General features: G+C 49.7%; 14 protein-coding genes and 1 pseudogene. 13 read left to right on the top strand and 2 right to left on the bottom strand.

Features of this window, described 5'->3' with window-relative positions:
- Positions 1–308 precede the first annotated feature (308 nt).
- The 3 genes from ACTTHR_RS02415 to ACTTHR_RS02425 are packed head-to-tail and all read left to right on the top strand — an operon-like array spanning position 309 to position 2,625.
- Entirely contained in the window at positions 309–905 is a 597-nt protein-coding gene (locus tag ACTTHR_RS02415; protein WP_311140491.1) for an FKBP-type peptidyl-prolyl cis-trans isomerase, read from the top strand.
- Positions 906–925: 20 nt separating this feature from the next.
- Entirely contained in the window at positions 926–1,741 is an 816-nt protein-coding gene (locus tag ACTTHR_RS02420) for an FKBP-type peptidyl-prolyl cis-trans isomerase (RefSeq protein ID WP_442605056.1), read from the top strand.
- Positions 1,742–1,761: 20 nt separating this feature from the next.
- The gene (locus ACTTHR_RS02425) at positions 1,762–2,625 is read left to right on the top strand and encodes an FKBP-type peptidyl-prolyl cis-trans isomerase (RefSeq protein ID WP_442605057.1); all 864 of its coding nucleotides are present in this window, start codon (positions 1,762–1,764) and stop codon (positions 2,623–2,625) included.
- A 138-nt stretch (positions 2,626–2,763) separates the two neighbouring features.
- Here ACTTHR_RS02425 and ACTTHR_RS02430 read toward each other — a convergent pair whose 3' ends face one another.
- Positions 2,764–3,699: a TIGR01212 family radical SAM protein gene (locus ACTTHR_RS02430; protein ID WP_442605058.1), complete on the bottom strand. Its 936-nt coding sequence runs from the start codon at positions 3,697–3,699 to the stop codon at positions 2,764–2,766.
- The gene (holA, locus tag ACTTHR_RS02435; RefSeq protein ID WP_442605059.1) at positions 3,699–4,742 is read right to left on the bottom strand and encodes a DNA polymerase III subunit delta; all 1,044 of its coding nucleotides are present in this window, start codon (positions 4,740–4,742) and stop codon (positions 3,699–3,701) included. The genes ACTTHR_RS02430 and holA overlap by 1 nt, the downstream gene beginning before the upstream one ends.
- A 78-nt stretch (positions 4,743–4,820) precedes the next feature.
- Between holA and ACTTHR_RS02440 the strand changes: the two genes are divergently transcribed.
- The 10 genes and pseudogenes from ACTTHR_RS02440 (at position 4,821) to yedF (ending at position 16,201) form a co-directional block, all read left to right on the top strand.
- Positions 4,821–5,294 carry a type I restriction enzyme HsdR N-terminal domain-containing protein gene (locus ACTTHR_RS02440; RefSeq protein ID WP_442605060.1) on the top strand — a complete coding sequence of 158 codons (474 nt, stop codon included), beginning with the start codon at positions 4,821–4,823 and terminating at the stop codon, positions 5,292–5,294.
- An 11-nt stretch (positions 5,295–5,305) separates the two neighbouring features.
- Positions 5,306–6,247 carry an ABC transporter ATP-binding protein gene (locus ACTTHR_RS02445; protein WP_442605061.1) on the top strand — a complete coding sequence of 314 codons (942 nt, stop codon included), beginning with the start codon at positions 5,306–5,308 and terminating at the stop codon, positions 6,245–6,247.
- Positions 6,240–7,577 (top strand): ABC transporter permease, encoded by a 1,338-nt coding sequence (locus ACTTHR_RS02450; RefSeq protein ID WP_442605062.1) that lies wholly within the window; start codon positions 6,240–6,242, stop codon positions 7,575–7,577. Before ACTTHR_RS02445 ends, ACTTHR_RS02450 begins: the two co-directional genes overlap by 8 nt.
- Positions 7,578–7,715: 138 nt before the next feature.
- The gene (locus ACTTHR_RS02455; protein ID WP_442605063.1) at positions 7,716–9,995 is read left to right on the top strand and encodes an NADP-dependent malic enzyme; all 2,280 of its coding nucleotides are present in this window, start codon (positions 7,716–7,718) and stop codon (positions 9,993–9,995) included.
- A 539-nt stretch (positions 9,996–10,534) separates the two neighbouring features.
- Complete coding sequence (ruvX, locus tag ACTTHR_RS02460; protein WP_276773791.1) at positions 10,535–10,978, top strand: Holliday junction resolvase RuvX; 444 nt, start codon at positions 10,535–10,537, stop codon at positions 10,976–10,978.
- Positions 10,979–11,004: 26 nt separating this feature from the next.
- Positions 11,005–11,577 carry a peptide deformylase gene (gene def / locus ACTTHR_RS02465; protein ID WP_314813429.1) on the top strand — a complete coding sequence of 191 codons (573 nt, stop codon included), beginning with the start codon at positions 11,005–11,007 and terminating at the stop codon, positions 11,575–11,577.
- A gap of 28 nt (positions 11,578–11,605) precedes the next feature.
- A complete protein-coding gene (locus tag ACTTHR_RS02470) occupies positions 11,606–13,666 on the top strand; it encodes a tetratricopeptide repeat protein (RefSeq protein ID WP_442605064.1) in 2,061 nt (686 codons plus the stop codon).
- Positions 13,663–14,226 (top strand): annotated as a pseudogene (locus tag ACTTHR_RS02475) (ATP-binding cassette domain-containing protein); the annotation flags it as partial. The gene ACTTHR_RS02470 and the pseudogene ACTTHR_RS02475, both read left to right, overlap by 4 nt.
- 39 nt (positions 14,227–14,265) lie before the next feature.
- Positions 14,266–15,588 carry an ABC-F family ATP-binding cassette domain-containing protein gene (locus tag ACTTHR_RS02480; RefSeq protein ID WP_442605100.1) on the top strand — a complete coding sequence of 441 codons (1,323 nt, stop codon included), beginning with the start codon at positions 14,266–14,268 and terminating at the stop codon, positions 15,586–15,588.
- 19 nt (positions 15,589–15,607) lie between these two features.
- Entirely contained in the window at positions 15,608–16,201 is a 594-nt protein-coding gene (gene yedF, locus ACTTHR_RS02485) for a sulfurtransferase-like selenium metabolism protein YedF (protein ID WP_442605065.1), read from the top strand.
- Positions 16,202–16,206 lie beyond the last annotated feature (5 nt).

Here is a 16,206-nt window from a genome sequence, read left to right on the forward strand (position 1 = left end):
AGAGCATTCGCCTAGAGAGCTCACCACCATCTTTCACACCAATCAGAGGCTGATTTTGGATTCAAAGTCAGCCTCTTTTTTATTCCCCCACAGGCAATTTTCTCGGAGTTTTAGGATGGAAAAATTTTTGATTTAGCCCTAGAATCAAAAAAGATTTAGGCAGTAATATTTTGAGGTTTTGTAGATAGGGAATTACCAATCGATACAATTTTACTCTGCTACAAGTTGCTCATATACAAAGAATGGGTAACTTTGCAGAGATTTGTGGGGCAATAAGAGCCCTAGGACTTTTCTAAAAGGATAAAGCAATGAAAGATAAAGTAAGCTACGCACTAGGTCTCAGCATGGCCAATAACTTCAGAAGCACGGGTATTCACAGCATCTCGATGGAAGATTTCTCCGAAGCTATGAATACGGTTTTTGAAGGGAAAGAACCCTCGATGACCTACGAAGAGGCTCAGGGAGTACTCAACGAGTTTTTCCAGAGAATACAAAACGAAAAGAAGGAACTAAACCTCAAAGCCGGTAAGGAATTCCAAGAGATCAATAAGCAGAAAGCAGGGGTAACGACCCTCCCCAACGGGCTGCAATATGAGATCTTAGAGAAGGGCGAAGGCGCTCTCCCCAAGAGCACCGATACGGTAGAGGTTCACTACGAAGGAACCCTTATTGATGGTTCGATATTCGATAGTTCTATCCGCCGGGGCGAACCTGCTTCTTTCCCGGTTACCGCCGTTATTCCCGGTTGGACGCAAATACTCCAAATGATGCCGGTAGGCTCTAAGTGGCGTGTGGTAATCCCAGCCGAACTCGCCTATGGAGAGCGCGGTGCAGGACAAATGATCGAGCCGAACATGACCCTGATCTTCACAATTCAGCTCCTTCGTATCGAAGACAAACAGTAACTCCTCAAAATAAAACGACTATGAAACTCTATCGTACGCTGTCCACTGCCGCTCTCCTTTTGGCTGCAGTACACACCCACTCTTGGGCTCAGACGGCTACAACTACAGAAGGGAAAAAGGTAACTGCAGAGCAGGCCTCGTATGCTTTAGGCACTATGGTGGGTCGCTCTATCGAAGAGACCCTCAAGGGTGCGCCCGGAGGTAAAAACCTCGACAAAGCAATCATACTCAAGTCTATTACCGAATATTTCTCGGGCAACTCACAACTCTCCCCCGAAGATGCCGGTAACCAGCTCAATAGTTACTTTGAAGCTGCACAAATAGCCGAGGCTGAAGCAAGAAAGGCTGAGGGCGAAAAGTTTCTTGCCGAGAATGCGAAGAAAAAGGGAGTGAAGGTAACAGAGAGTGGTCTACAATACAAGATCTTGGTAGAAGGTAAGGGTATCAAACCCACTGTAGAAGATACCGTGCAGGTACACTATCGTGGGCGACTTATCGATGGCACCGAGTTCGACAGCTCTTATAGCCACGGTGAGCCTATCAAGTTCTCACCCCTACAAGTAATCCCGGGTTGGACAGAAGGGCTTTGCCTCTTGCGCAAAGGTGCCAAAGCGGAGCTATACATCCCGGCTTCTCTTGCCTATGGCGATCGTGGTGCCGGCAACAAGATTCCCCCACACTCTGTACTCATTTTCGAGATTGAGATGCTTGATGTAATCAAGGGAGAACCCATACCTGTATCGGATATTTCTAAAGTAGACGATAAGGGAGCTGCCCCAAAAGCAGACTCCAAAGAGGCCAAAGCGACCTCAAAAACAAAACTCAAGAAGAAATAAAAACTTTCTGATAACGTAATATGAAAAAGATTTTTTCTGCTGTACTAGGTACGGCAATGATGTTGGGTATGGTTGCCTGCAATGGTGGTACCTCCAAAAACGCTGATCCTGCAAACGACAGCCTAGGTATGGCTCGTGGTTACATGATTGGTATGCAAATGGCACAGCAACTTGCCATGGCAAATGCGCAAGGGATGGCTATGGATACCACCATGTTCCTCAAAGGGGTAAAAGATGGTATGAGTAAGAGTGCAGACTCTGCTCAGTATGCCTATCTTGCCGGTATGCTTACAGGATTCCAAATCGGTCAAAGCCTTAATGAAGACAAGATCGCTACCGGTCCTTTCCTAAAGGCTTTTGAGGCCGGTATCATGGGGGACACTGCATTCCTCAAAGGATGGTCTCAAGAAGACATGCAAACCTACATGCAAGAAGCCGAACAGAAACTCCAAGCTAAGAAGATGGAAGAAAAGTTCGGAGCTAATAAGGAAAAGGGACTCAAGTTCATCGAAGAGTTTAAGAAAGAAGCCGGCGTACAAACCACAGCTACGGGTCTTGCATACAAGGTGCTCACCCCTGCCAAAGAGGGAGCTAAGAAGCCCCAACCCCAAGACCGCGTAAAGGTTGAATATAAGGGAACTCTTGTTGATGGTACCGAGTTCGACGCTAGCAACGGAGAACCTGTAGAGTTTGGTGTAACTCAAGTAATCCCAGGCTGGACAGAGATGCTCCTCCTCATGGCCGAAGGTGAAAAAGTAAAGGTTGTTATCCCCTACGAACTCGCATACGGCGAGCAAGGTGCCGGAGGTGACATAGAGCCTTTTTCTACTTTGGTATTCGAGGTTACCCTCCTCCAAGTTATCCCCGGAGAGCAAGCAAACTAATAGCCCTAAGGAGGGATTAACCTAGAAAGGTAGAAGCTCCAATAGGTGCAAATGCATAAAAGAAATGCACTGGAGAGGATCGTAAGATCTACTCCGGTGCATTTTTTGTAGAGCGAAGAAAGGGGTGAATATTCTCCTCTAGATGCTCTTCTCGCTATCGCGCAACTGCGCCTTTTTCCTCAGAAGATCCATAAAAGCATAGTTTTTGATATTCCACTGAGGTGCAAGGAGCAAAGAGGGAGGGGACTGTGCCACAAAGCGATCCACCACAATGTCTTCTCTTAGGAGGGCTAAGAAGTCCAGACAAAGCTCGGCATATTCCTCTGCCGTAAAAAGGTGGAATTGCTCAGGATTCGTCCGGTATTGATGTGCCATAATCGTATGGCGGACTATTTGCAATTGGTGCAGTTTTACGAGGCTTAGGGGTAAGTTGTTGAGGCGCAAAGCGTGGTCTAGCATTTCACGCCGAGTCTCTCCGGGGAGCCCTAAGATAAGATGCGCCCCAACGGGAAGCCCTGCCTCGTGCGTTGCTTTGATGGTCTCTAGAGAGCATTGCCATGAGTGCCCTCGGCGGATGTACTCCAGCGAGCGATCGAGAGTGGACTCTATACCATACTCTATCAGCACAAAACACCGGCGAGAGAGGTCAGAAAAGTAATCGAGAAGCACCTCCGGCATACAGTCGGGTCGCGTACCAATTACCAAACCTACCACTCCGGGAAATCGTGCCGCCTCCTCATAGAGTGCAATCAACTGCTCAGCCTCCCCGTAGGTTGCCGTATAGGATTGGAAGTAAGCCAAGTAACGCATGTGAGGATACTTGTGCCGGAAAAAATCGATTCCACGCTCTAGTTGTTGCGTAATAGAGCCAGGCTGAAGAGCAAATGAAGGACTAAAGGTGGCATTATTGCAGTAGGTACAGCCCCCTCGCCCCATGGTTCCATCTCTATTTGGGCAGGAACAGCCTGCATCCAGCGTTATCTTTTGGATCTTCTCTCCGGGGAAAAAGCGTTGTATGTAGGTAGAGAAGTCACACGTTGCCAAGCGTTGCGAGTAGGAAAACTCAAGAGCCATTACCCTAGGATAAAGGTTACAAGATCAATAAGCAAACCATCATTCGTATAGGCTCCCCCCTCTGCCCCCTTAAATCGTGCATCGGTCATACGGATCTCGTGCACAATATTGAATACCTGCATGGGAGAAAAAGCCCACTTCCCCGTCATGTAACTCTCCGCAGCGTAGGAGTTGCGTAAACCCAATACCTTAGCCACATCATCAGCAGAGATATTCCGCGGTTGGTACATTACAATCATCAGGTTGGCAAAGTAGGTATACAGGGTAGATAGGATGATGGGCAAGGGGTAGCGTTTCTCATTAAGCGCCATATAGCGCGCCAATTTGTAGGCTTTGGCTCGTTGCTTAGCTACCAGAGCATTGAGGAGCTCATAGGGAGAATACTCGCGACTAATCCCCACATTCTGCTCCACCATGGCGCGCGTTACCATTCCCCCTCTGCCCGAGGCGAGTACGGCAAGCTTGCGTAGTTCACTATAAAGGGTAGCACCATTGGTACCAATAAAGTCGTAGAGAGCCCCCATAGCATCCGGCTCTACGGTGATATGAAGTAGGTCAGCAGCATCACGGATTAGCGATGCTGTATCCCGACTATTCCGCATTTTTGGGGATAAGAATAGGGGCACTTGAGCCTCGGTGAGACGCTTCAAAAGGGAACGAGCAGCACGCTCGGGATCTCCATTATAGCAAAGTACAACCGTGGTCTCAGGCTGTATCGAAGGTATTGCCTCCACAATCTCATCCAACCCTTTGATGGCATTCACCTCTCGTATAATGTAGAGGCGACGCCCTCCCAGTAGCGAAGAGGAGAGGATGGTATCCCTCAGCTCGGGGAGAGACAGCTCCGATCCGTAGAGGATAGTCCTACTCAAAGCCCACTCCTCACGAGGCAGGTAATGCTCGGCAAGTAGCTCTACAAGTCTATCTATATAGTACGATTCTTCCCCTCCCAAAAAGAGAAGAGGAGGAAGCTCTTTGCCCGAAGAGAAGCTCTTTACAAGCTGGTGGTAACTCTGCGAGGGAGAAGGAGTAGAGGTTGCCATAGTATATCCTAATATAGTATCTTTGCCGAGAAACAAACGAGCAGCAGTTGGTAGCTTGTGTGCAAAGATAACGCGAATGTGCTGAACCTCCCAGCCTATGGAGCCATAATTGAGGAGGAAAATGGGAAAAAACTAATCTACGATGATATTCGTAGAAAGCGCGTTGCCCTAACCCCCGAGGAGTGGGTAAGGCAGCACTTTGTACACTATCTAAGGGAGCACCTTGGCTACCCGCTTGCCAGCTTCGCGCTCGAGACACGCGTTGCAGCCGCCCATACGGCACAACGAACCGATACAATTATTTACGGCGTAGGGGGGAAACCCTGGATGGTAGTAGAGTACAAAGCGGCACACCTAGAGCTTACCCGAGAGATGTGGCAGCAGATCTGTAGATACAACCTCACCTACAAGGCAGCCCATCTGGTACTTACCAACGGCAGACAACATATGGTCTGCCAAATCGATTACCACACGGGGGAGTACGAATTTCTCAGCTCAGTCCCTAGCTTTGCCGCCCTCCGCGCCTATCACCAAAGCAATAACAACGAATAGACATATATCCTATGGCATTTTTAGAAGCGCAGCATATTGTCAAGAGGTATGCCCGTCACTTGGCACTCGACGATGTCTCCATCGCCGTACCTCAAGGCTCTGTATTCGGTCTTATGGGACCCAATGGAGCCGGCAAGACTACTCTTATACGTATTATCAACCGCATCACAGCCCCCGATAGTGGCGAGATCCTTTTTGAGGGAAGAAGGTTTGCCCCCACAGATGTAGCACGCATTGGCTACCTACCCGAGGAGCGAGGTCTGTACCGCAAAATGAAGGTCGGCGAGCAAGCCATCTACTTAGCACGCCTCAAGGGGATAGATAAGGCGACAGCTCGTAAGCGGCTCACCGAGTGGTTTGAGAAGTTCGACATCATGCCTTGGTGGAACCGCAAAGTGGAGGAGCTGAGCAAGGGGATGCAACAAAAGATCCAATTCGTTTGTACCGTAATACACGAGCCGGATCTACTTATTTTCGACGAGCCATTCAGCGGCTTCGACCCCGTGAATGCAGAGCTCCTCAAGCGAGAGATTCTGACCCTACGCGACCAGGGGCGCACCATTATCTTCTCCACGCACAATATGCAATCGGTAGAGGAGGTGTGCGATGAGTGTGCGCTTTTCAATAAGTCGCACGTAGTATTGCAGGGGAATGTGAGTGAGGTGCGTCAGCGTTTTGCCCAAGGGATTGTAAGCCTAGAGGTAGAGATGCCGGCACCCCTATCTCAAGAGCAATTGTCTCAGCTCTCGGTTGTTGAGAGCAACTTCTATCCGGGTGAGAAGAAACAGCTCCTGCGCCTTAAGATGCGTGCCGGAGAAGACTTGCGAGACCTGGTACAAACGCTCCCAAGAGAGCTCCATCTCCTCAGCCTTCGGGAGGAGATCCCCTCTATGAATGAGATCTTTATTCAAACCATTACCCAACAACAAAACCACCAAGAAGACCATGAGTAAGAGCAAAATTGCCATTGTAATAGGGCGCGAGTACGCAACCCGAGTGCACAAGAAGTCGTTCTTTGTCATGACCATCTTGATGCCCATTCTTTTTGTAGCATTCCTCACCGTCCCCATCATCATAGGGAAGACGAGTGTCTCAGAAACGAAGATTGCCGTATTGGATGCAACCGGTTTGTATGCCAATCTCTTCGAGAATACAAAAGCCTACACCTTTGTCCCAACTCAGCAATCCCTAGAGGAACTAAAAACACTGGGCAAGGATAATGAGGAGGGATATGCTGCCGTGCTAGAGATTAGAAGCGACCTCTTACAAGATCCTACGGCTATTACCCTCTATGGCTATAAGCAAATACCTCCCGGGGTGGCAGAGCACATCAACGACGTACTCTCACCCTATCTGAGCCAAAAGAAGCTCGAAGCTAGCGAGGTAGAGGGTATTACGGAGATTGTAGCCAACAGCAAAGTAGAGATAAATGTACCTACCTTCAAATGGGCTGCCGATGGTGAAGAAGAACGCTCTAGCGGTAGTATTGCCAGCATAATAGGGATGATACTTGCGGGGGTTAGCTTCTTCTTTATCACCACTTTTGGCTCCCTTGTAATGGGCAGTGTACTCGAGGAGAAAAAGAACCGCATCATGGAGGTGATGGTATCGAGCGTACGTCCCTTTGATATGATGATGGGAAAAATCATTGCTTTAGGCCTAGTCGGGATCACGCAAATCGTGCTTTGGGTAGCACTTACAGGCATCCTGCTAACCGCCTTTAGTAGCCTTATGGCAGGAAACCTGCAAAGCATTGCTTCCCTTGCCTCTATGCAACAAAGCGATATGACAGGCCTAGGGGCAGGGCTTAACCCCGATAGCTTTAGTGAGATACAGATGGGGATTGGAGCCTTGATGGGCATCAACTTTGGCGAACTCCTCCTCATGTTCCTTCTCTACTTTGTAGGCGGATACCTCCTCTATGCCTCTCTTTTTGCCGCCGTAGGGGCCGCTATCTCTAGCGAAGAAGACAGCAACCAATTCATCACTCCCGTAATGCTTCTGCTCATGTTTGCCTTCTATGCCGGCTTTGGGAGCATGCGTAACCCCGATGGACCTCTAGCTCTTTGGTGCTCTCTTATCCCCTTCACCTCGCCCATCGTTATGATGATACGACTTCCCTACGACGTGCCTGTATGGCAACAGATTCTCAGCCTTGTGATTCTCTTTGTCACCTTTGGAGGGATTACCTGGCTGAGTGCCAAAATATACCGAGTAGGTATCCTAATGTACGGAAAGAAACCAAGCTGGCGAGAGCTTCGCCGCTGGATTCGATACAAGTAAGCTAGACAAGAAAACAAAATAGCCGGCTGATTTTGAGAATGAGCCGGCTATTTTTCTGAACAAAAGGGTAGTAAAACAAGTTCTTATTCGCTACCTTTGTAGGGAAACGACATAACTGAATTTGTAAGAATCAAGATAATGAATAGCAAATTAGCCGAAGCCGCACGCAAATATCACGCCTTACCGCAACCCGGTAAGATAGAGGTCAAACCGACCAAACCCTATAGTACACAAAACGATCTTACCCTTGCCTATAGCCCAGGGGTAGCCATCCCTTGTCTCGATATACAAAAGAACCCATCCCAAGCCTACGACTTCACCTCCAAAGGCAACCTCGTAGCCGTTATTTCCAATGGTACTGCCGTATTGGGATTGGGCGATATAGGGGCACTTGCCGGTAAACCCGTGATGGAGGGGAAGGGACTTCTCTTCAAGATATATGCCGGGATTGACGTATTCGACATAGAGATTGACGAGAAAGACCCCGATAAGTTTATCGAAATTGTCAAATCCATTGCTCCCACCTTTGGGGGGATAAACCTAGAAGACATTAAAGCCCCCGAGTGCTTCCACATTGAGCAAACGCTCAAAAAGGAGTTGTCTATCCCCGTAATGCACGACGACCAACACGGTACGGCCATTATCTCTTCGGCAGGGCTTCTCAATGCCCTCAAGATTGCCGGTAAGCGCATCGAAGAGGCTCGCATCGTTGTAAGCGGAGCCGGAGCATCCGCCTTCTCTTGCACCAAACTCTACGAGTCTTTTGGGGCACAGCGCAGCAATATCGTGATGATAGACTCCAAAGGAGTAATCACAAAAGACAGAGAAGGGCTGAGCGAAGAAAAAGCCTATTTCGCCACCGATCGTACCGAACTCAAGACGCTTGCCGACTCCATTGTAGGGGCAGACGTCTTTGTCGGGCTCTCCCGCCCGGGCGTACTCACCCAAGAGATGGTACGCCAGATGGCTCCCAACCCCATCGTGTTTGCCCTTGCCAACCCAGACCCCGAGATTACCTACGAAAAGGCTAAAGAGGCTCGCCCCGACGTGCTCATGGCTACGGGGCGCTCGGACTATCCCAACCAAATCAATAATGTAATTGGCTTCCCCTATATATTCCGTGGGGCATTAGACGTACGAGCTACTGCCATCAACGAGGAGATGAAAAAGGCCGCTACCCTTGCCATTGCCGAACTAGCTTCGGAGCCTGTACCCGAGGAGGTGAGTCAAGCCTATGGCAATGTGCGCTTACACTTCGGGCCCGATTACTTTATCCCCAAACCCGTAGACCCCCGACTGATTGTACGCGTCTCCACTGCCGTAGCACGAGCTGCCATGGCATCGGGTGTAGCGCAAAAAGAGATTACAGACTGGGAGGCATACGAAGGCGAACTCATGGCTCGTCTGGGGCAGATGAATCACCTTATGCGCCGCTTGCACGACTCTGCTCGCCAAGCTCCTCGCACGATGGTCTATGCCGCAGGAGAGAGCGACACAGTACTAAAAGCAGCCGTGGAGGTACTCCATCAAGGGCTTGCAAAGCCTATCATCTTAGGCGACGAATCTCATATTCAGGATATGGCTAAGCATGACGATCTCGATCTAGCTGGCATCCAAATCATCAACCACCGATCCGACGCATTCAAGGAGACTCGCCACCGCTACGCTCAGCTCTACGCAGAGCAAAACTGGCGAAAGGGGGGCACCTTCAGAGAGGCTCTCGACAAAATGTATGACCCCAATTACTTTGGCATGATGATGGTGCAAAATCAAGATGCTGATGGCATGCTCACGGGGTTGTACTCCAATTATTCCTACCTATCCGAGGTAGCGCGCTCCACAGTAGGGCTAGCTCCGGGGCACAATCACTTTGCTACCATGCACCTTGTAACCCTCAAATCGGGTCCGCTATTCCTTGTCGATACACTCATTAACCGCAATCTCAGTGCCGAGAGCCTGGTTGATATTTCGGTACTTGCTGCGGAAAAAGTACGTTGCTTTGGGCTTCAACCCAACATTGCTCTCATCAGTTTCTCCGACTTTGGTAGTGACGATGCAGAGTCTTCTTGCGAAGCTCGCCGAGCTGTTGCCCTCCTACACGAGCGTTATCCCGACCTATCCGTAGATGGAGAGATGCAGATACAAACGGCTCTTCAGCTTGCACAACGCGATGCCAAATACCCTCAAAACAAGCTCAAAGGCAAGCAGGTCAACGTACTCGTCTTCCCAAGACTCTCGGCAGCGAACGCCTGCTACCAACTCCTCAAAGCCGTAGGTAATGCAGACGAGGTGGTAGGCCCCATACAGGTAGGGCTTGCTCGCCCCATCTATTTTGCCGACCACGACGCCTCTGTCAAGGATATTGTAAATATCACCGCCATGGCATCCCTCGATAGCAACGCCTGCATTGTTGGCTAAGCATCCTCATAAATCTGCAAAAAAGCTCCCTAGAGGGGAGAAAACCTCCCTCATATCATAAAGTCTGCAACCTATCCTCTCCCTTTCATTACAGGGAGGGGAAAAGTTGCAGTTAAGGGGGGCTTTCTTTCTCTTTATCCCTTGTTTTTATCGGATTAATTACTATCTTTGTGGTAACAGAATAGAAGACGATCTTTCATTTAAGTATTGATAAGTCGAAATAAAAACCGCACTTGTCAAATTGGGAAACTCATCAAGTGTTTTGTGTTTACCGAGATGTTGTTGGCAACAATGGCGGGCCGTTGGTACACCTTGTGTGCACGAGACGGATTACAAAAGTGCCGACACGCTTTAATCCTGATTATAGGAGTTTTCACAATTCACAGTGCGGTTTTGTCTCTAAAAGAGCTGCTGACTCGCCTCCGAAAGAGGGAAGTTAGTAGCTCTTTTTATTTTGCAATACGACATTTTCTCCCCCATTTATACACAAAATTAGCCCCTAAGATTGGGGAGAATAACGTATCTTTGTAAGCATCATTATGGGCAGAATACTAGCAATAGACTATGGCAAGAAGCGTACGGGACTAGCCGTAACCGATCCGCTCAGAATCACTCCGGGAGGCCTTGCGACGGTGGCTTCGTCCGAATTACTTCAGTACCTATCCGAGTATATCCCCCGAGAGGGAGTGGACCTTGTAGTAGTGGGCTACCCTCGGCAAATGAACAACGAAGAGAGCGAATCTATGCGCTACATCCGTCCTTTTGTTGCGAAGCTAGAAAAACGCTTTCCTCAGCTCCGCATCGTCTACTACGACGAAAGGTTCACCTCCTGCCTTGCCCAAAAAACGATATTAGAGAGCGGAATAGGGAAACAAAAACGGCGCAACAAAGCGTTGGTAGACGAGGTGAGTGCCATCATTATCCTACAATCGTATATGGAGTCTCTTGCCTACTCCGGTGCACCACTCCCCCCTATCCCCTAAATAGAAATAACTAAACACCCAATAATATGCTACCTATCTATCTCTATGGTCACCCGGTATTACGCGAAGTGGCACAAGATATAACTCCGGAATATCCCAACCTATCGGGGCTTATTGCCGAGATGTGGAAGAGTATGTACGAAAGCGACGGCATCGGACTGGCTGCCCCCCAAATTGGCAAGTCGATCCGCCTTCTTGTGATTGACGCCTCGCCCATGGCAGAATACTTCCCCGAGTGCAAAGACTTCAAAACTGTAATGATCAATGCTCGCATTACGGAGCTGAGCGAGGAGACCCTTTCTGAGGAAGAGGGATGCCTCAGCCTCCCCGGGATCCATGAGCGAGTAGAGCGACCCAAGGAGATTACAATAGAATATCTCGACGAACAATTTACTCCTCAAACTCGCCACCTCACGGGCTTTGCAGCTCGGGTCGTTCAGCACGAGTACGACCATCTGGAGGGAAAACTCTTTACCGACCACGTGAGCACACTCCGCAAAAGTCTGATCAAAAACAAGTTGGCACGCATCGCTTCTGGCAAGGCGTACCCCGGCTATCCTGTAGTGGCAGCCCCTCAGAAAAAAGGGATGCGCCGCTAATATCTTTTTCGGGAAAGGGCATAAAGACATGAGAGGGCTACGCTGTACACTGATTACCCTAGGGGCACTACTTAGTCTCTTGTGTGGGGCTAAGGCACAACTCGACGTAGACCGAGTAATGGCCATTGGGCAGAATGCGCTCTACTTCAAAGACTACATTGTATCCATCGGCTACTTCAATCAGGTAATAGAGGTACGCCCTTGGATGGCAGAGCCTTACTTCCACCGTGCCGTCTCTAAGTACATGCTTGGGGACTATCGCGGAGCAGAATTGGATGCCTCTCTAGCCCTAGAGCGCAATGCTTTTATATCCCGAGCCTATGTGCTGCGAGGCGTAGTACGCCACTCTTTGGGCGAATACAAAGGAGCCATAACCGACCTCAAGCACTCTCTCTATTTAGCTCCGGACGATGCCGAGATTGCTTTCAACCTTGCTGCGGCTCAGCTCTCCGACAAGCAATACAATGCTGCCGACACCACCATTTCTACCCTAATCAAAAGACATCCTAAGCACGCAATAGCCCACCTCCTGCGTGCCGATATTCTGCTCAATCAGCAAGATACGCTACAAGCGACAGAGGAACTTAATCGTTCTCTCGCCCTTGACTCCACACAGGCACAAGCCTATGCTTTTCGTGCCATGCTCGCGTCTAAAAAAGAGGATTACAAGAGCGCGCTCCTCGATCTTAACCGCTCCCTCCTGCTTGCTCCCGATGACAAAAACAACTACATCAACCGCGGTCTCACTCGCTATCAACTCAATGACTATGTGGGAGCCATAGAGGATTATACCGCAGCGATCAACCTAGCCCCCTCCGACCCCGTAGCACGTTACAACCGCGCCTTGCTCCGCGCTACTGTGGGAGATGCCAACAATGCCCTCGAAGATCTCGCCGTAGTACTAGAGGTACAGCCCAATAACTACATGGCTCTCTACAATAGAGGGCTACTGAGTCTTGAGGTAGGAGACTTTCGCACGGCACTCAAGAGTTTCGACAAAGTGCTCACGAGACATCCCAACTTCCAAATGGGCTTACTAGCTCGAGCGGATGCAAAACGAGGTTTGGGAGACGCCGCAGGGGCCGATAGAGATAGTTGGCAAGCCTACCAACAGCAGAAGAAACAGATAAAGAAAAAGGCTTCGGGCACATCCAAATCCACCCGAAGCGAAACAGAAGAAGCCATTGAGAGGTACAACGAACTTGTAGAGACCTCGCTCTCCGCTTCTACCATGGGAGGAACAACTACTCTACCCCAGTCGCTCCGCGGGAGGGTGCAGGATGCCGATGTAGCCATCGTGCCTTTTGGAGCCTTCTCGCTCAATTACTACCACGCTACCCCTCAGCCCGGTATTCCTCCTAGAGTATATTACAGTCAGGAAGTAACCTCTTATAACGAAGCCCATCCCACACAAACGCCCCGTTTGTTGGTAGCTCCGAGCAATCGTATCCTTGATAGTGTAGCCACCGGCGAGCTACGTCAATCCCTCTCCGCCCTCGATGCTCAACCCAAAGAAGAGGCCAACTTTTACCTCCGTAGGGGCATTACCTCTCTACTTCTCATAGACTTTGACAGAGCGATAGACGACTTCGACCACGCCCTCTTGCTAGACAAAAAGAATCCACTAGCTTACTTCGTGCGTTCGGCAGCATGGCTTCGACGCCTTGAGGTGCGACAGCACACCACCCTCCCCACGCCATCCCTAAGTGCTCCCTCTCAAGAGTTGCACAACGGATTAGGGATAAGCATTCCCACACAGAGGGAACAAGCCTCCCCAACCCTACGAGGGATGGATACCGTTTTGGGCGAACTTGACAAAGCCATAGAGCTAGCCCCCAAGTTTGCCTACGCTTACTACAACAGAGCCATCGTACATCTCTCTTTGGGACAGAAGGAAAAAGCTCTCGAAGATTACTCCCAAGCTATTACACTAGGGGGCACCCTCCTCCCGGAGGCCTACTTCAATCGCGGGCTTCTACTCCTCTCTATGGGACAAAAAGATAAGGCAATAGCCGATCTCAGCCTAGCCGGCGAGCAGGGGATATTCCAAGCATATAACATCATCAAACGCATCCAGGAGCAACTATGATTTCGGTGCAACACCTCACAATAGACTTTGGCAAACAACTTCTTTTCAACGACGTTTCATTTGTCGTATCCCCCAAAGAGCGTGTAGCCCTTGTGGGGAAAAACGGAGCAGGGAAGTCTACTCTCCTCAAATTGATTGCCGGGCTTAGAGAGGCAACCAGCGGATCCGTTACCCATCCCAAAGATCTACAGATAGGGTACCTACCACAAGTAATGCAACTTACGGATGGGCGCACCGTTATCGAAGAGGTAAAGACTGTTTTTGAGGATGTAGCCCGCATCAAAGAGCGTGTAGCCCAACTTGCCGACGAGATGGCAACGCGGACGGATTACGATACGCCCGAGTATCAAGATCTCATCGAACGCTTCTCGCACGAAAGCGATCGACTAAACCTCATGGGGCAAGACAACTACGAAGCCGAGGCAGAGCGCACCCTTGTAGGACTCGGGTTTGAGCGCACAGATTTTGAGCGCCCCACCTCCGAGTTTAGTGGCGGATGGCGCATGCGCATTGAGCTTGCCAAGATATTGCTCAGGAGACCTGACATACTTCTCTTAGACGAACCCACCAATCACCTCGACATCGAGTCCATAGAGTGGTTGGAGCAATTCATCAAGACTTCGGGAGCCACCCTACTACTCGTCTCCCACGACCGCGCCTTCCTCGATGCCACCACCACACGCACCATAGAGATAGAGCTTGGGCGCATCTACGACTACAAAGCCAACTACTCTCAATACGTAATCCTACGCCAAGAACGACTTGAGTACCAGCGTCGTGCCTACGAGAATCAGCGCAAGGAGATTGAGGAGATTGAGGCTTTTATTGAGCGATTCCGCTATCAGGCGACCAAAGCGATACAGGTGCAAAGCCGCATCAAGCAGCTAGAGAAAATAGAACTGATTGAGCTAGACGAACTCGATCTCTCGCACATTCACTTCCGCTTCCCCCCTGCCGAACGCTCGGGAGACTTTCCCATCATTGTAGAAGACGTGGGCAAGGCCTATGGGGCGCATCAAGTATTCGATCATGCCACCTTTACCCTCCGCCGTGGAGACAAGGTAGCTTTTGTTGGGAAGAATGGTGCCGGCAAGTCTACAATGGTCAAGTGCATCATGCAACAGATCAACGACTACACGGGCTCGCTCAAGATAGGGCACAACATCCACATTGCCTACTTCTCTCAAAATAGAGCCCAAGAGCTTGACCCCAACCTAACCATACGAGATACCGTAGATCGTGCCGCGCGAGGTCCTGTGCGAGATAAGATCAATAACCTCCTAGGCGCCTTTATGTTTGGTGGCGAACTGGCAGACAAACCCGTATCCGTACTCAGCGGAGGAGAAAGAGCAAGGCTTGCCATTTTGATACTCCTACTTGAGCCTGCCAACTTGTTGATCTTAGACGAACCGACCAACCACCTTGATATGCGTTCTAAGGATGTCTTGAAGGAGGCAATCAAGAACTTTGAGGGCACTGTGGTACTCGTCTCGCACGATCGTGACTTTCTCGATGGCTTGGTAGAGCAAGTGTACGAGTTCTCACACGGGAAGGTAATCCCCCACCTCGGAGGCATTTACGACTATCTTGCCAAACGAAGGATGGAGAGTTTGCATGAGCTTGAGACGCCTAAAAACACGAGTAAACCCACCCCTCCTATTCCTACAAAAAGCTCTGTAAAAGAGGACTATCAAGCCCAAAAAGAACGAGCTAGGCAGCAGCGCAATCTGGAGAAAGCGGCCGAAGAGATCGAGAAAAAAGTAGCCTCTCTCGAACAGGAACTAACACGTCTCGAGGGCGAACTTTCTGCCCCCAATATCCCCATCGACAGCCCTCTATACAACAAATACGATACGACTCGCAAAAAACTCGACGAAGCAATGATTGAGTGGGAACGAGCCATGGAAAAGTTGTCAAAATAATTCTCTTAATCCCATCATTATGAACACAGTAGACACACGCGGTAAGCTCTGTCCCATGCCGCTCATCCTCCTCAAAAAGGCACTCAACGGCGAGGGATTTTCTGGTGAATGGCAGGTTCTAACCGATAACGCTACGGCATGTCAAAATCTCACAGACTACATTCGTCAGATCACCTCCACGCTAGAAACAGAAGAATTACAGGGCTATACTTCTCTGCGTTTTACCCTAGAAGAAGAAAGTTGTAGGCCTATAGGGAAAAAAGAATCAGGTAGCGAAGACTATACCGTTGTGCTATCCAGTGATACCATGGGGCGAGGCGATGACGAACTAGGGCGTATCTTGGCTCGTGCTTTTGTCAACGCACTTGAAGGAGTAGAGCGCAAACCCAATCGCATTGTTTGCTACAATCGTGGGGTACTCCTAGCGGATAAAGACACAGATACCGGGGCTACTCTTACTCGCCTACACAAGGAGCATGGTGTAGAGGTGATACTCTGCGGCACCTGTGTAGATTACTTCGAATTTCGCGACAAGATAGCGGTAGGTACCATCTCCAATATGCTTGTTATTGCCGAATATATGCGCCAAGCCTCTCGCCTTGTAACCCCTTAACCCTC

This window comes from Porphyromonas endodontalis (assembly GCF_052173515.1).
In the GTDB taxonomy this organism is placed as follows: Bacteria; Bacteroidota; Bacteroidia; order Bacteroidales; family Porphyromonadaceae; genus Porphyromonas; species Porphyromonas endodontalis_A.